11 protein-coding genes and 1 other annotated feature are annotated in these 15634 nt (G+C 27.7%); of the genes, 2 read left to right on the top strand and 9 right to left on the bottom strand.

All coding sequences use genetic code 11. The features are described from left to right. The first annotated feature begins 388 nt into the window (after window positions 1–388). Window positions 389–2314, top strand: a complete 1926-nt coding sequence (locus tag JOC62_RS02115) for a [FeFe] hydrogenase, group A (protein ID WP_204593502.1) — start codon at window positions 389–391, stop codon at window positions 2312–2314. Between the two features lie 187 nt (window positions 2315–2501). On the opposite strand, the gene brnQ is transcribed toward JOC62_RS02115, so the two are convergent. The 7 genes from brnQ to JOC62_RS02080 form a co-directional block, all read right to left on the bottom strand. Next, complete coding sequence (gene brnQ, locus JOC62_RS02110) at window positions 2502–3851, bottom strand: branched-chain amino acid transport system II carrier protein (protein WP_204593501.1); 1350 nt, start codon at window positions 3849–3851, stop codon at window positions 2502–2504. Between the two features lie 239 nt (window positions 3852–4090). Beyond that, window positions 4091–4376: a binding site (T-box leader), on the bottom strand. A gap of 154 nt (window positions 4377–4530) precedes the next feature. Then, complete coding sequence (locus JOC62_RS02105; RefSeq protein ID WP_204593500.1) at window positions 4531–5256, bottom strand: energy-coupling factor ABC transporter ATP-binding protein; 726 nt, start codon at window positions 5254–5256, stop codon at window positions 4531–4533. Between the two features lie 37 nt (window positions 5257–5293). Then, window positions 5294–6091, bottom strand: a complete 798-nt coding sequence (locus JOC62_RS02100) for an energy-coupling factor transporter transmembrane component T family protein (RefSeq protein WP_204593499.1) — start codon at window positions 6089–6091, stop codon at window positions 5294–5296. Between the two features lie 145 nt (window positions 6092–6236). Next, window positions 6237–7208, bottom strand: coding sequence for a cobalt transporter CbiM (gene cbiM / locus JOC62_RS02095; protein WP_204593498.1), 972 nt, complete (start codon window positions 7206–7208; stop codon window positions 6237–6239). 257 nt (window positions 7209–7465) lie between these two features. Further along, a complete protein-coding gene (gene crcB / locus JOC62_RS02090; RefSeq protein ID WP_204593497.1) occupies window positions 7466–7852 on the bottom strand; it encodes a fluoride efflux transporter CrcB in 387 nt (128 codons plus the stop codon). A gap of 528 nt (window positions 7853–8380) precedes the next feature. Beyond that, window positions 8381–9595 carry an ammonium transporter gene (locus tag JOC62_RS02085; protein WP_204593496.1) on the bottom strand — a complete coding sequence of 405 codons (1215 nt, stop codon included), beginning with the start codon at window positions 9593–9595 and terminating at the stop codon, window positions 8381–8383. A gap of 550 nt (window positions 9596–10145) precedes the next feature. Continuing rightward, window positions 10146–10823, bottom strand: coding sequence for a Crp/Fnr family transcriptional regulator (locus tag JOC62_RS02080; protein WP_204593495.1), 678 nt, complete (start codon window positions 10821–10823; stop codon window positions 10146–10148). 540 nt (window positions 10824–11363) lie between these two features. On the opposite strand from JOC62_RS02080, the gene JOC62_RS02075 reads away from it, so the two are divergent. Then, complete coding sequence (locus JOC62_RS02075) at window positions 11364–11513, top strand: hypothetical protein (protein WP_204593494.1); 150 nt, start codon at window positions 11364–11366, stop codon at window positions 11511–11513. A gap of 136 nt (window positions 11514–11649) precedes the next feature. Here the strand turns inward: JOC62_RS02075 and JOC62_RS02070 are convergent, their stop codons facing one another. Together JOC62_RS02070 and JOC62_RS02065 are read right to left on the bottom strand one after the other, a co-directional pair. Beyond that, window positions 11650–14796: a DEAD/DEAH box helicase gene (locus JOC62_RS02070; protein ID WP_204593493.1), complete on the bottom strand. Its 3147-nt coding sequence runs from the start codon at window positions 14794–14796 to the stop codon at window positions 11650–11652. Between the two features lie 103 nt (window positions 14797–14899). Beyond that, window positions 14900–15628: an ATP-binding cassette domain-containing protein gene (locus tag JOC62_RS02065; RefSeq protein WP_204593492.1), complete on the bottom strand. Its 729-nt coding sequence runs from the start codon at window positions 15626–15628 to the stop codon at window positions 14900–14902. Between the last annotated feature and the right edge of the window lie 6 nt (window positions 15629–15634).

Raw genomic sequence — 15634 nt, 5'->3', positions numbered from 1 at the left:
ACCCTTCTTTTTTACTTAAAAAGAAGGGAAAATGCAGGCGCATAAAACATATTGTCATCTCCTTTATTTAATTTATGTGTAATTTAAATATTATAAAAATAAAACCATACTTTTTTGCAGTAGGGTTTTTTATTTTTTCTTATTTATAATTATATTTTTACTTGAAATTTTTGTAAAGAAATTTCATGTATTATAACTTTCATATTAAAAATAATTATTACATCATAATACTTTTTAATTAATAATATTAATTAACTATGTATATTTTTAACAAATATGATATTTTATTAAAACCTTTACCTACATTTGTTTCTATATATTTACTTAAGTTTTATAATAGTCATATAATTGAAAATTAATAGTTTTGTGTGTGAAAGGAATAAATTTTATGAGTAAACATGAATTTTTAAACATTAGAATTCCTATCGAAAAGGATAATCCATCTATACAAAGACATGAAGAATTATGTATTAAATGTGGTCAATGTAGACGTGTCTGTGAAAATGATATTGCTGTTGGAAGACTATATGATATTGATAGTACTGGTAATACGGCAATATGCATTAATTGTGGTCAATGTGCTGATGTATGCCCAGCCAATTCAATAACTGAAGTATATGAGTATGAGAAGGTTCGTGAGGCTATAAAGGATCCTAAAAAGATTGTTATATTTAGCACTTCACCTTCTGTACGTGTAGCACTTGGAGAAGAATTTAATTTACCTGCTGGCTCTTTTGTTGAAGGTCAAATGGTAGCTGCACTTAGAGCTCTTGGTGCTGATTATGTATTAGATGTTGATTTTGCAGCTGATCTAACTATTATGGAAGAAGCCTCTGAACTTATTGAGCGTATAACTAAGAAAACAAAACCCTTACCTCAATTTACAAGTTGTTGTCCTGCTTGGGTAAAATTTGCTGAAGTCTTCTATCCAAGTATTCTACCTAACATTTCCTCAGTGAAAAGCCCTATTGGTATGCAATCCGTTACTATTAAAACATATTTTGCAAAGGCAAAAGGAATTAATCCTAGAGATATTGTTAATGTAACTGTAACTCCATGTACTGCTAAAAAATTTGAAATTCGTCGTCCTGAAATGAATGCTTCTGCTTCTTATAATAATATTCCAGAACTTAGAGATATGGATCATATTATTACTACTAGAGAACTTGCTAAATGGATGAAAGAAGATAATATTTCTTTTAATTCATTAGTTCCAAGTAAATATGATAAGCTTATGGGAGAAGCTTCTGGTGGTGGAATTATCTTTGGAAATACAGGCGGAGTTATGGAAGCTGCCCTTCGTACAGCTTATTACTTTATTACAAATGAAAACCCACCTGAAAAATTATTAGATTTAACTCCAGTTCGTGGACTTGAAGATATTCGTGAAGCAACAGTTAGCATTGGAGATCTATCATTAAAAGTTGCAATTGTCCATGGAACTGATAATGCAAAGACATTAATAGATAAGTTACATGCTTCTGAAGTTTCTTATGATTTTGTTGAAGTTATGACTTGTCGTGGTGGTTGCATAGGTGGAGGTGGACAACCTAAGAGCGCTATCCCTATGGTTGATAATATTCGTTCTAAAAGAATTCATGCTTTATATAATAGAGATGAGCATAAGTCTATAAGATCAAGTTATGAAAACCCTGATATAAAGCGTGTTTATGAAGAGTTTTATGGTGAACCACTTAGTGACCTTGCTAAAGAATTACTTCATACAACTTATACTGATAGAAGTGGTACTTTAGGTCCAAAGGGAATGGTCTGTGAAAGACTTTCTAGCTATACACCAACTATAAACAACGATGTATCTACTAGTACATCTAAGGATGATAATAATGGTTCTAAGAAGAACTATAAGTGTTCTATTTGTGGATATATTTATGTTGGTGATGAAATTCCTGATGATTATAAATGCCCAATTTGCGGTGCTAGCAAGGAAGCCTTTGTTCTTTTGGACGACAAAAATTCTACTGAAGATACTACTTCTGATGAAGCTAATAATTCTAATAAAACTAAAAAAAGTTATAGGTGTTCTATCTGCGGATACATTTATGTTGGTGATGAAATTCCCGATGATTATACATGTCCTGTTTGCGGTGCCAGTAAGGATGCCTTTGCTCTTTTAGAAGATAACAATTCTACTAAAGATAATAATTATAATAAAGATACTGCTTCCAGTGAAACTAAGAAAAGTTATAAGTGTTCTGTCTGCGGATATATTTATGTTGGTGATGAAATTCCCGATAATTATACATGCCCTGTTTGTGGTTCTAGTAAGGAAGTCTTTATTCCTATTGAAGAATAATGTAAAGTAAAACTTTTATATTTATTATTAATAATTTTATTTCAATATTATAAAAAGTACTGTATAGAAAAAATCTATACAGTACTTTATTTTTAAATAATAACTAATAAAATTTTATTCCTTTAATTTATAATATCCTAAAATAGTTCAGATTTTATAATTTAAATTTTATTATTCTATCTCATTATTAAGAAGCTTCTTCCTCGCTTAATAACCCTTTATTTACTACTTTATCCTTAACTAAATTTAAACACATACCTATACCTACTCCAAATAAAGCTGGAAGTACCCATCCTAATCCTCTATCATAAAATGGCAACCACTTAACCATGTTTTCAATGACTGAAATATTAATAGACGCATTACTTAATGCATAGATAACACTTACACAAGAAGTAATTCCTATAGTCACTCCATATACCATTTGATTTCCTTTAAAGAACTTATCACACATTGCCAGCATAATTAAAACTATAGCTATAGGGTATATTGCATCAAGAACTGGAATTGATACTTTAAGAATCTTTGTAAGTCCCATATTAGCTAGTACCATACTTGATAATGAAAGAACTCTAACCCAAGTTTTATAACTTACCTTTGAGCTTAATGTTACAAAATATTGACTACATGAAGTTATAAGTCCAACGCAAGTTGTAAGACAAGCTAATGTAAAGATTACTGCAAGAAGTACAGCTCCTGCATCACCAAAGATATATAACATTACATTTGCAAGGGTTTGTGCTCCATTTTCAGTTCCACCAAACCTTCCACCACTTGTTGCTCCTAAGTGGGCTAACATTGAATAGATTATAATTAATAATCCTCCTGCAAATATTCCTGCCTTTACTGAATTCTTAACTACTGCCTTTTCTCCTTTAATTCCTTTAGATTTTATTACAAGTGATATAACAATACCAAAATTTAAAGCTGCAATTGTATCCATAGTCATATACCCATCTAAAAATCCACTTATAAAAGGTGAATCTATATAACTTCCTGTTACCTCTCCATAAGAACCTAATGGCTTAAAAACACTAGCTATAAAAATTGCTGAAATTAAGATTAATAAAGTTGGTGTTAAAATTTTACCCATACGATCAACTAACTTAGCTGGAGTTAAACAAAGCCAGTATGCTACTAAGAAAAATACAAATGTATAGATGAATAATGCTAATCCATGTGATATTAATCCTTCTGGTAGAAATGGTCTTACAGCCATTTCAAAAGGTAAACTTCCTGCCCTTGGAATTCCAAGTCCTGGTCCAATTGAAAGGTATATAAGAACTGTAAATACCGTTGCAAATAGAGGATGTACTCTACTTGCTAGGTTGTGAAGTCCTGAAGATTTTGCTACTGCAATAACTCCTAGAATAGGAAACCCAACTGCTGTAATAAAGAACCCTACCATAGTGACCCATGTTGCATTTCCTGCTGCTTGTCCTAAAAAAGGTGGAAAAATTAGATTTCCAGCTCCGAAAAATAATGAAAAAAGCATTAAGCTTACAAGTACTAAATCTTTTCTTGATAAACTATTCATTTTAAAATTCCCCCAATTAATCATTTTACTTTTTAAATCATTCCAGTTTTATGTCTACCTCTATGTCCATATAAATGCCCCCTTTTTTTCTGTTAATTTATGTAGTAACGCTAAACTACAATGTGGTATAAATTATATACATACATTTTTTTATAAGAATTTATCTAAGCACTAATTATTAAATTTTTAAAGTATACTGCTCTTAAAATCCAAAAAAATAAAAAAATCCCCGTCCCTATAAAAGGGACGAGGTCTAATCGCGTTACCACCCTAATTCTATAAACAAATTATTATAATAAAACTTAATTTAATATATAAATTAAGTATGTTTATAGCACCTTAATTACGTACATCTTAATACGCCTTTCCTGTAACGGTGAAAATCCGATAAAACTTACTAAAAAATATTTTCAGCTTTACTTCTCAGAGATGATTTTCGGAAATACATTGAACATTGGCTTACAGCAAAATGCCAACTCTCTGTAGAACAATAATATACTTACTTTTTCTCGTCATAGAATTTAATTTTGGTCTTCATTAAATTTTATTATATTTTATACCACTGTTTTTTAATTGTCAATTGTTTTCCAAACTTTTTTTATTTAGTTACTATTCTAAAAAAGTTTCCGTCTATTTTTTATATAAATATATTTATATATGATTCATATAAAATATTTTCTTATAAAATATTATTCTTTTCCAAAAACTCAATATCCTCAAATATTTTTTCAAAATCATCATCCTTTATTATATGATTATCCTCAGAAAATACTATACCTCTTTTAAAAACTCCTTTTACATATCCGAACTCATGTGTAGAGCATATTATTGTTTTTCCACTCTCATTAAGCTTTATTAATAATTCTCTTATGAATTTTTTCCCTTTAGGATCTATTTCATTTAGTGGTTCATCTAATACAAGAACTTCTGGGTTTAAAGAAAGCACACTAGCAATTGCAACTCTCTTCTTTTCTCCTCCACTTAAATTATATGGTTCTCTATCTTTAAGATCCTTTATATCTAATAACTCTAAGCAATCATTAACTCTTTTTTGTACTTCATTTTCACTTAACCCCATCTGTCTTGGTCCAAAAGCTACTTCATCATATACTGTTGAGCAAAAAAGCTGAGCATTGGAATTTTGAAATATAAATCCAATTCTTTTATGAAAACTTTTTGAAAATGTACTATCATTTAATTTCTTTTCTGTAATATCATCATCATCAAATATATATTTTCCTTCTTCTGGATTTAAAATACCATTTAAAATCTTCAATAATGTAGACTTACCACAACCATTAGGTCCAATTAGTGCTACTGATTCTCCCTCTTTTATTTCAATATTTATATCTCTAAGTGCAATCTTATCCTTATAGGAAAAATGTACATTTTCTAATTTTATCATAAAACTTCATCCTTCTCTTTAGTTACTTTTTTTATATCTATACTATAAAAAATACTACTACCATTAATACGCTAACAAATAAATATATTGCATCTGCTCCTGTAAATTTAAATTTTGAATATACTATATATTCTCCTGTAAAGCCTCTACATTCCATAGCCGAATACATCTCTTCACCCATTGTTTTTGATTTTAGAAATAGATTTCCTATAATTCTTGATAATGAATTTCTTTTCTCATTATTTTTTCCAACAGATTTTAATTTTAATGCATATAACATCTTAAGTGAAAAATCTCCTAATACATATATATTTTTTATAGTTATATCAAATACTAGTATAAACATATCTGGAATAAAAAATATTTTAAGTGCTTTAGTTATATCACTCCAATTTGTTGTATATGAAAGTGTATTAACAAGCACTACTGTTATAAATATTTTTAAAACTAACATTATACTACTTTGCGTATTTCCCATAAAAAATATAGATGGCAATAACATTATTAGGGTAAATAAAGGAACTATTAAACTCACTGCTAATATCTTTTTTATTGCAATTCCATCTAGAAAACATAAGTATACTAATGAGTATGCTAACATAAAATATACAAAATCCATATTCTTAGATAGTGATAAAAATATAATTAATCCTATAGTAGATGATAATTTTACAAGTGGATTTATTTTATATATTGATCCATCTAGACTATTATTCTCTCTTCGTATCTTAGAAAGTATTGTTATAATTCCAACTATACTTTTATCTAAAAACTTTTCTTTATCTCTAACCGGTTCATAATCATCCTTCTTTAATAACCATTCACTAACTTCCATAATCTATAGATTCTAAAAATATATAATTATTTTTAAAATCTCAATTCACCTCTTTTATACTTAGTCAAATCTTCAGCATATATTATAATAAATCATAGAAAAGCTAAGTGTTTACTTTAACCTTTCTATGATTTATTTAATATTTTTATTCTTTCTTAAAGCTTGCAATTACTTTAAATAATATTATAAGTGCTGCTACTCCTATTACTGCTGATAATATATATCCTGTAACAGAGCTTAACCCACTAAACCCATACCCATCTCCAAACGCATGATATGAGAAACCTGAATTCATTCCCTTAGGAATATATCCAATTAAATCCTTTACTTCATCAGCACCCCATTCCCCCCAAGCTGTACCTGATGCTATAAGTCCAAGAGGTGTTAATATTATCATTACAATTATAGCAATAATTGAAGACTTAAATATTGTGTTTACGTTTTCTTTACCTGCATCATGGATCATTACTGGTGATACTTTTTTAATATAAGCATATACTCCTACTGTAACAGCCCCTTCAAGTAATCCAATTAAAAGATGTGTTGATAGCATAGCTGGTATTGATACTCCTAATGAGTATGGACAATATAAAGGTTGTCCTAATGAATTTTTAAATAATAAAGGTTGTATTCCAAATTCTAGCGCTGCACATAACGCTGCTATATTTAATCCTAAATAGCTTCCCAAAAAGGCTGCTACATACTCTCCCTTATCACTTTTTAATTTTGATTTCAAAAATTTATAAGTATAATAACCAACAACAGGCATAATAAATGCCATGTTAAATGCATTTGCTCCATATGCAAGTATTCCACCATCACCGAAGAATAAACATTGTATTAATAAGGCTATACTAACGGCTATGGTGGCCGATGCTGGACCTAACATTATAGCTATTAATACTGCTCCAACGGCATGAGCGCTAGTTCCTCCTGGTGCAGGAACATTAAACATCATTAACAGAAATGAAAATGCTGCACAAACTCCGAGCATTGGAATTTTCTTTTTACTTAAGTTTCTCCTTACTTTACTTATAGAATGTTTCCATACCGGAATCATAACAGCTCCCATAACTGCACAAGTAGAAGGACTTAAATAATTTTCTGGTATATGCATAGTTTCTCCTCCAAACAGTATGTCATATTTCTATATTATTAAATATATTTAATAATATAGATTTCCTAAGTTTATTATTAACAACTTAATTCTATATAATAATTTTTTCCTATTCAAGGATTATAGTATTCTTATGTATTAAATTAACAAATATTTAAATATAGCGTAATAAAATAAATTATATATAGACTAAACTTAGATAAAAAAGCTTAAAGTAAATATATTTACTTTAAGCTTTTTTATCTAATAAACAGTTCTTAACCAATTATTAATTTTGCTACTGATTGCCCAATTACAACTCCTATAAGACTTAAAAATAAATTTAAAAACAAATTCAATATTCCTAAATGTATTTTTCCATTTGTAATAAGAGTAATGGATTCTAATGAAAAAGTTGAGAATGTTGTAAGACCTCCAAATACACCTGTTGTTATAAATAACTTTGCCTTTGGAGACACTAAATCCGCTAAGCTAAGCTGAACAATAAATCCTATAAGTATAGCTCCTACAACATTTACTATTAGGGTTCCATATGGTATTGGATTTTTAAAGTTCCTTGTAAAAAAATCTGATATTATATATCTTGTTGCTGCTCCAATAAAGCCTCCACACCCTACTATTAATACTAGTATACCTTTCATCAAAGCATCTCCTTCCTAATCTTTAATTATTTTTCTTTTGCTTCTCTTATATTTACTAAAAATAAAGTAGTATCCTTCTATTAGAATTTTAATAAAACTACTATTAAATTTAGTGTTTAATTTAAACATTCTTCTAATATTTCAGTTATTAAAATTACCATGTCATAAAAATATGCTGTCTTCTAAATCTGAGCCTGATATTTGTTATAAATAATACCAATTTATACTTTACTCATAAATGTACTATAAGTTTTTAAAATAAGAATATTTGATATTATAACACAAACAATATTTTTTAAAAAATATCTTTCACAAAGATTTAATATCTAATTTTTATAATTTAGTAATGTATGCATCTAATTTTAAATTTATACAAAACTTAAGAGCCTATATAAAATATATAAGCTCTTAGATTTACATAGTAATATTATGAAATTTTTCATACGTAAACTATTATATTTTGTCTAACCTTATATTATATGTTTTGTTATAACTTTGAACGTATAATATAAATCCTATAGTTTTAAAATTCTAATCCCAGTAAGCTTTTTCACCTAATAACATATCATCTAATCCTTTTAATTGTTGTTCTGGTGTAGCTTTTATAGAGAAAATACTATCAAGAACTTTAAGGATTATATATGTTGCTACGAATGAATATACTGCAACTAAAGCTGCTCCAAATAATTGAACTAAGAATTGATGTCCTCCAGCTGATACTCCATTGACTGAAGCACTTGCTAATACTCCAATTAATAAACTTCCAGTAAATCCACCCATTCCATGTACTCCCCATACATCTAATGCATCATCCCATTTCATTTTGTTTTTTAATGATATACATAATGAACATACTATAGCTGCTACTATTCCTATTATTACTGCAGCCCAAGGTTCTACATATCCTGCACAAGGTGTTATTGTTGCAAGTCCTGCTACTGATCCTGTTAAAAGATCTGTGAATGCAATCCTTCCATTTTTGATTTTTACTATTATCATCCAAGCTACCATAGCTACTGCTAATGCAACTGCTGTATTTACAAAGGCTGTTGCTGCTAATTGATTTGCTGCCAATGCTCCACCTGAATTGAATCCAAACCATCCAAACCATAGTAATCCTGTACCAATTGCAACTATAACAAGATTATTTGGATCTGTTTTTTCTCCTGGTTTCATTACTCTTTTACCAAAGAATAATACACAAGCTAAAGCTCCAAATCCTGCACTAGTATGAATTACCGTACCTCCGGCAAAGTCAACAAATCCCATTTTAGCAAGGAATCCACCTCCCCATACCCAGTGACATACAGGTATATATATTAATATTGTCCAAACTATTAAAAGCCATATATAACCTTTTATATTTATTCTACCTGCAAATGCACCTGTCATAAGTGGTGCTGTTATAACACAGAACATCAATTGGTATACAAAGAACATAAGAAATGGTATAGTTGCTCCATGCATTGCATTTGCATATACTCCTACATTCCTAAGAGCAAAGAAATCTCCTATATTTCCTATAATTCCAAAATGATCTGCTCCAAAAGCTAATCCAAAACCACCAAAAATCCATATTACAGTCACTATTCCCATTGATATAAATGACTGCATCATAATTATTAAAACATTCTTTTTTCTTACTAGTCCACCGTAGAAAAATGCAAGGCCTGGTGTCATTAAGCACACAAGGGCAGTACATATAATCATAAAGGCAGTATCTCCATTATTAATAACGTGTCCCATCAGTGTTTACCTCCTTATTATAAGTAATATTTGTGTAAACGTACTTTCTCAGGACTCAATAATTTTATTCTAACAAGATACACATATACATATACTACTTATATATGTTATGTAAAGTAATAGTTAATCTTAATTATAAATCCACTTACATCTTAATTTGATATACTCGCATTTATATATAAGATGAATAACTTATTTCATCTCTGAAATTATAAGTAAATACTATTAGATACATGTATATAAATAACTCCTCTAAAGACTTTACTTTTTAAGTACGTTTTTCTATAGAATAAATCTATTTACCTCAATTGTAATTGACGGTTATCATTAATTTATAATCTTTTACAAAGTTAATATTTATGTTTTTTTATACTCATATAGTTCTTAAATTTTATTAAAATCACAAATTTCAACTTTCAAATTACCTATATTTAAATCAAATTTAAAATAACTTCTAATTATTTTTATTTTCTATATAATATATTAAAAAAGAGAACCACTTTTTCTGATTCTCCTCTAAAATATTATGTAATATAATTATTTATATTTATTAAATTCCGCATAATTTATTATTGCAACAATTACAACTTAATTCTTTTTTCATATATTCTATATCTGTAATTACTATATGTTTCTTTTGGTATTTTATTAAACCATCCTCTTTTATTATTTTTAATATCCTACTTATAGTTTCAGGAGTAGTCCCAGTGTATTCTGCTAAATCAATATTTGATAACTTTACAGTTATCTTAATTCCATTATCAACTTTAATTCCATAACTATTACTAAACCTTATTAAAATTGAAAACAGAGCATTTCTTTTTGTATTAAATAATAAATCCCTCATTTGAAGATAATTTTTTTGCGCCATAAGATTGTTGTAATAAAAAAAATCACGCCATATCTCTTTATCAAAATTTTCTTCTTCAAATGGAATTATTCCTATAGTACAATTACTCTTTGCTTCTGCTCTAAAAAGAGAGATAGGATTATTGTTATCTAGAAATTGTGGTAATAACATATTAGGCGCTTTATAATACCCTACTGTAAACTCTTTAGAGTTTGGTAATATATGAGTAAGCTTGTACTCTCCTTCAAATATTATTATTACACTATTTCTATTAATCCCCTGAGTGAATAACATTTTATTGCTAGGAATAACTATCTTTCTTTTAACTAATGGGATTAACTTTTCTACTAAATCATTCGTAAATTCTTGCATAATCATAAGAAACACTCTCTTCTTTGTTGTAGTTTTATTCTAGTTTAATTTAACAAAACATTATTTTTCATTCAAGCATTTTTTTCTTTAATTTCTTTTATTTTACATATAGTTAAGTAATTATAAACATTATTATACTTTTATTCACTTATTTTATCTTACTTTATGATTTTATCTATTATGTTGTTAATCTTAATTATTTCATTATATATATCTTCTAGCTACTAATATTTAACCATTTATTAAAAATTAATAATATTTTCTAGGAAATATGTATCTTACCTTATCTTTTTATCATCACGCCCGTATACTAATTGCCTACTCCTTAATCTCTTAATATAATTATATTAATCAATAACCACGAAAGGATTTAATATATGAAAATAACTGCTGAGAATACTGATACTAAAGAAAATGAAATAATCCTTAGATGCAAAACCTATGATACTAAAAATTTAAATGATGGACTTAAAAAATTTCAAAATAAGCTCTAAGCTTAATCTTATAAAAGTTAACTTAAATTAAAGAAATATGAGGTGCTATGTTATGAATAATAAATTTTTAGACATGTATCTATTTAAAAGAATTAATTATTGGTGTGATAAACCTATAACTTTATTAATTGTTTCTATTATCTTTGCTATAATAGGTGGCTTCTTTGGTTTATTGGCTTATAAATATAGATGGCTTGGATAACCATAATAAAAAAGATAGTATATTTAGAATTTTTTAATCTAGATATACTATCCTTTATAATAATTTTCCTTTTAAATATTGTATACATATATATTAAGTACTCTATATTAATGAGTTCACTACTACGTTTATTTATCTAATCAAACAACTTAATTATATCTTCTTCACTAAGTCTCTTAAGACCTTTACCATCCATAGTCTTTCCATCCATAAGACTTTGAATTAATTCTTTCTTATCTTCCTGCATAAGTACAATTTTCTCTTCTATTGTATCCTTAGCTACAAGCTTTATTACTTCAACAGTATTCTTCTGTCCAAATCTATGTGCTCTATCTGTTGCTTGATCTTCAATTGCTGGATTCCACCATGGATCAAAGTGGATAACTAAACTTGCTGATGTTAGATTTAATCCCACTCCACCAGCTTTTAATGATATTAAGAATACCTTTATATCCTCATCTTCATTAAATTCTTTTACTCTCTCTACTCTATCCCTTGCAGATGTTGATCCATCTAAGTACAAATAGTTTACTCCATGCTCTTTAAAATCTTCTTCTATCTTCTTTAATACTGAAGTAAATTGCGAGAATAATAATATTTTCTTTCTAGATTCACTTGCTTCTTCAACTAACTCTTTTACTATGTTTAGTTTTGCACTCTTTCCTACATAATCTGGTATCACAAGAGATGGATCTAAACATAGTTCTCTTAATTTTGTAAGGAATGCAAATAGATTCACTTTATCTCTTGAAGTATCTATCTTCATCTTAATCTCTTTTACATATGACTTATAAATCTGCTTTTGTTTTGAGTTAAGTTCTACTAAGTATTTCTTCTCAACCTTATCTGGTAATTCATCTAAAACATCTTTTTTTAGTCTTCTTAATATAAATGGCGTTATTAATGTCTTTAATTCACTTACATCATCATTTCCAACAAATCTTTCTCTAAATCTTTCTTTTGTAAATAAATATCCTGGCATCACAAAATCAAATATTGACCATAACTCCATTAAATTGTTCTCTATCGGAGTTCCAGTTAATGCAATATTACATCTTGATTTTATTTTCTTTACTGAAACTGTAGACTGTGCTGAATGATTTTTTATATTTTGTGCTTCATCTATTATTAAATAATCAAAGCTTAAATCACTATACTTTTCCTCATCATTTTTTAGAGTTCCATATGTAGTTAAGATTACATCATACTTTTTATAATCATCTAACACATTCCCCCTTGAACCCTTACTTCCATGTGCTAAGCCAAGTTTTAGTGTAGGTGCAAATCTTTCAAACTCATCTTTCCAATTATAAATTACTGATGTTGGTGTAACTATAAGTGTTTTTGTTTTCTTTTGAGATAATATAAATGCTATAACTTGAATAGTCTTTCCAAGTCCCATATCATCTGCAAGTATGCCACCAAACCCTAATGTTGTTATTTCATTAAGCCATTTAAATCCTGCTACTTGGTAATTTCTAAGTGTTGCATTTAATTTCTTTGGCACAAGTTTTCTTTTATATTCTTTGTTTAAAAGTTTCTGCACTATATCTTGAAGAACCTTACTTCCTTTTATGAATGATAAATTTCTATCCTTTAGCTTTTCTTGGAGGTATAGCATTTTATTTTTGTCTATTTCTATTTCATTATCAGATATTTTATCTAATCCTAAATCCTCTAGAAGATTTAAAAACTTAGCAACTCCTGGATCTTCTAAATCTAAATACGAAGTTTTACTCTTATAAAATCTTTTCCCATTTTTCATTAAGTTTATAGCTTCTCCAAGTTCTTTCACAGTAAAATCATTAAAACTATATTTAAGCTTATAAAAGTTATCAAACTCATTTAATTCTGAGAAAATCTTTGATGAATCTATTAAATTTACCCCCTCTAATTCTTTAGAAACTGTAACTATTCCAATCTCCCGTAGCTTTAAGAATCCGCTACTTAAGAGATCATATATATCTTCATCATCTCCGATAAACATAAAATCTTTGTCATTCTTAATAAATTTAAATCTTTCAAGTTCCATATCTATAAGCTTTTCTTTCATCTCATCTCTTAAAAAGCTTCTATTAGATTTATCTTTAATTAAATCTATAATGTACCCAAAATAGCTTAATTTAACATTGCAATATATATTATCTTTTTCTTTATAGAAATAAAATGTAGGTCTTATTAATTTCTTTCTATATTCACTTGTATACTCATCTAACACAACTTCATTAGTTATATTTTTAAGACTTTCTAATAGGGCATTTAGACTTTCTAGCGATTTCTCATATTTTATCTCACTATTTTTTAAGAATATTTTATATATTGGAAGATAAGAATTTAACTGTTTCTTTCTTGGTAGATATATATCTCTATCAAAAAACATTGCTTCCCCATTAGTACTTAATAGTTCTGGGAATTTATTATGATGCTTTAATATAAATTCATTACCTTTAAGTCTAACCGTTAGGGCAACCGGGACATTACTTTTTTTAACCCTTACATCGTAATTTATAAAATCATAATTAAATATAATCTTTTTATTTTCATCTATTAATTTTAAAAAGTCTTTTATTTCATTTTGATACAGAGTTATATATTTACCTTGTGATTTTTTCTTATTTTGTTTTATGAACTTAATTATGTCTCTATCACTATCTAAGAATTCATCTTTTATTGGGTTATAAGTAAATCCTTCATTAAATTTTATTGATCTTTTACTATTGCTCTTATCTATAAATTCTTTAATATCTGGAATTAAATGAGTACCTCCTGAGCCTATTCTAAATTCACACTTAAAAGAAGGTATTCCATCATTTTTGATGCATTTTATCATTATATCTAAATTTAAAAATCTCTTACTTTCCAATTCTTTCTTTACTTTATTTTCTTTTATATTTGTATTCGTATTTTTATTTTCTAATTTCTCTTCTTTTGTATTAGTCTTCTTATTCTTTACCTTTTTTCTTGCTGCATTATAGAATGTATATGTAGTTCCAACTATATGCTTGCATACATAATTTCTTATTTGCCTTCTATTCTCTTCAAAGGTCTCGCAAGTGCACTTAGTATCAATTATCCTATCTGTTTTCATGTCTATCTTTATGTGAGTGCTATATGTCTTGCTTTTATTATCACTTAGAACTTTTCCATATATATGATAGACTCCATTAATACTTTTACCTGCTAGATCTTTTATAAAGGATTCTTTTGATAATTTTTCACCTTGAGTTTTTGTAAATGATGAACTAATCCTTAGTAGATTATCACGTACTGTTTCTAAATTCAAAGGATTCACCCCCTCCTATTTTCTAAAGATATTCTATCATAGTTTATTAAAAATAAAGAAGTTGTATATTAAAATTTATACAACTTCCTATTTTAAATTTATTTTATAATATAAGCTTCTTAACAAAATCACTTGCGGGATTGTTCTTTATTACATCTGGTTTATCAAACTGTATAATTTCTCCTTTATCCATAACTAATACTCTAGTTCCAAGCTTTAATGCCTCTTTAATATCATGAGTTATAAAAATTATAGTAACACCTAACTCTTTGTGAATTCTAATAATCTCATCTTGAAGCTGCTTTCTTGTTATTTCATCTACTGCACCAAAAGGCTCATCCATTAATAATATATCTGGTCCTGCAGCTAGTGATCTTGCAATGCCAACTCTTTGCTTTTGACCTCCTGATAATTGATCTGGATATCTCTTTAGAATACTTTCTTCTAACCCTACTACTTTAATTAATTTTGAAACAGATTCTTTTATTTTTCCCTTATTTTTTTTATTAATTAAATCTGGAACATATGATATGTTTTTTTCTACTGTCATATGCGGAAATAAGGCAGTTCCTTGAATTGAATAACCAATCCTTCTTCTAAGTTCTATTAGATCCTCATTTTTTATATTGTTTCCATTTATAAATATATCACCTTTATCAGGAACATTAAGTCCATTAATCATTTTTAATACTGTTGTTTTTCCACAACCAGAGCTTCCTATTACAGTAATAAATTCTCCTTTATTAATATTAAGATTAAAATCATCAAGAATTATCTTATCATCATACTTCTTCTTAATATTTTTCATTTCTATAATTACCTTATTACTCATAATAAT

Origin of the sequence: Clostridium sardiniense (assembly GCF_016907995.1) — a bacterium.
Lineage (GTDB): Bacteria > Bacillota > Clostridia > Clostridiales > Clostridiaceae > Clostridium > Clostridium sardiniense.
Note: the sequence above shows the minus strand (reverse complement) of the source record. Positions and strands in the feature narration are given on the sequence as shown.

What these genes read in the sequence shown, in the direction of transcription:
- JOC62_RS02115 (WP_204593502.1), top strand. Translation starts at nt 389, where the DNA reads ATGAGTAAACATGAATTTTTAAACATTAGAATTCCTATCGAAAAGGAT.
- brnQ (WP_204593501.1), bottom strand. Translation starts at nt 3,851, where the DNA reads ATGAATAGTTTATCAAGAAAAGATTTAGTACTTGTAAGCTTAATGCTT.
- JOC62_RS02105 (WP_204593500.1), bottom strand. Translation starts at nt 5,256, where the DNA reads ATGATAAAATTAGAAAATGTACATTTTTCCTATAAGGATAAGATTGCA.
- JOC62_RS02100 (WP_204593499.1), bottom strand. Translation starts at nt 6,091, where the DNA reads ATGGAAGTTAGTGAATGGTTATTAAAGAAGGATGATTATGAACCGGTT.
- cbiM (WP_204593498.1), bottom strand. Translation starts at nt 7,208, where the DNA reads ATGCATATACCAGAAAATTATTTAAGTCCTTCTACTTGTGCAGTTATG.
- JOC62_RS02085 (WP_204593496.1), bottom strand. Translation starts at nt 9,595, where the DNA reads ATGGGACACGTTATTAATAATGGAGATACTGCCTTTATGATTATATGT.
- JOC62_RS02080 (WP_204593495.1), bottom strand. Translation starts at nt 10,823, where the DNA reads ATGATTATGCAAGAATTTACGAATGATTTAGTAGAAAAGTTAATCCCA.
- JOC62_RS02075 (WP_204593494.1), top strand. Translation starts at nt 11,364, where the DNA reads ATGAATAATAAATTTTTAGACATGTATCTATTTAAAAGAATTAATTAT.
- JOC62_RS02065 (WP_204593492.1), bottom strand. Translation starts at nt 15,628, where the DNA reads ATGAGTAATAAGGTAATTATAGAAATGAAAAATATTAAGAAGAAGTAT.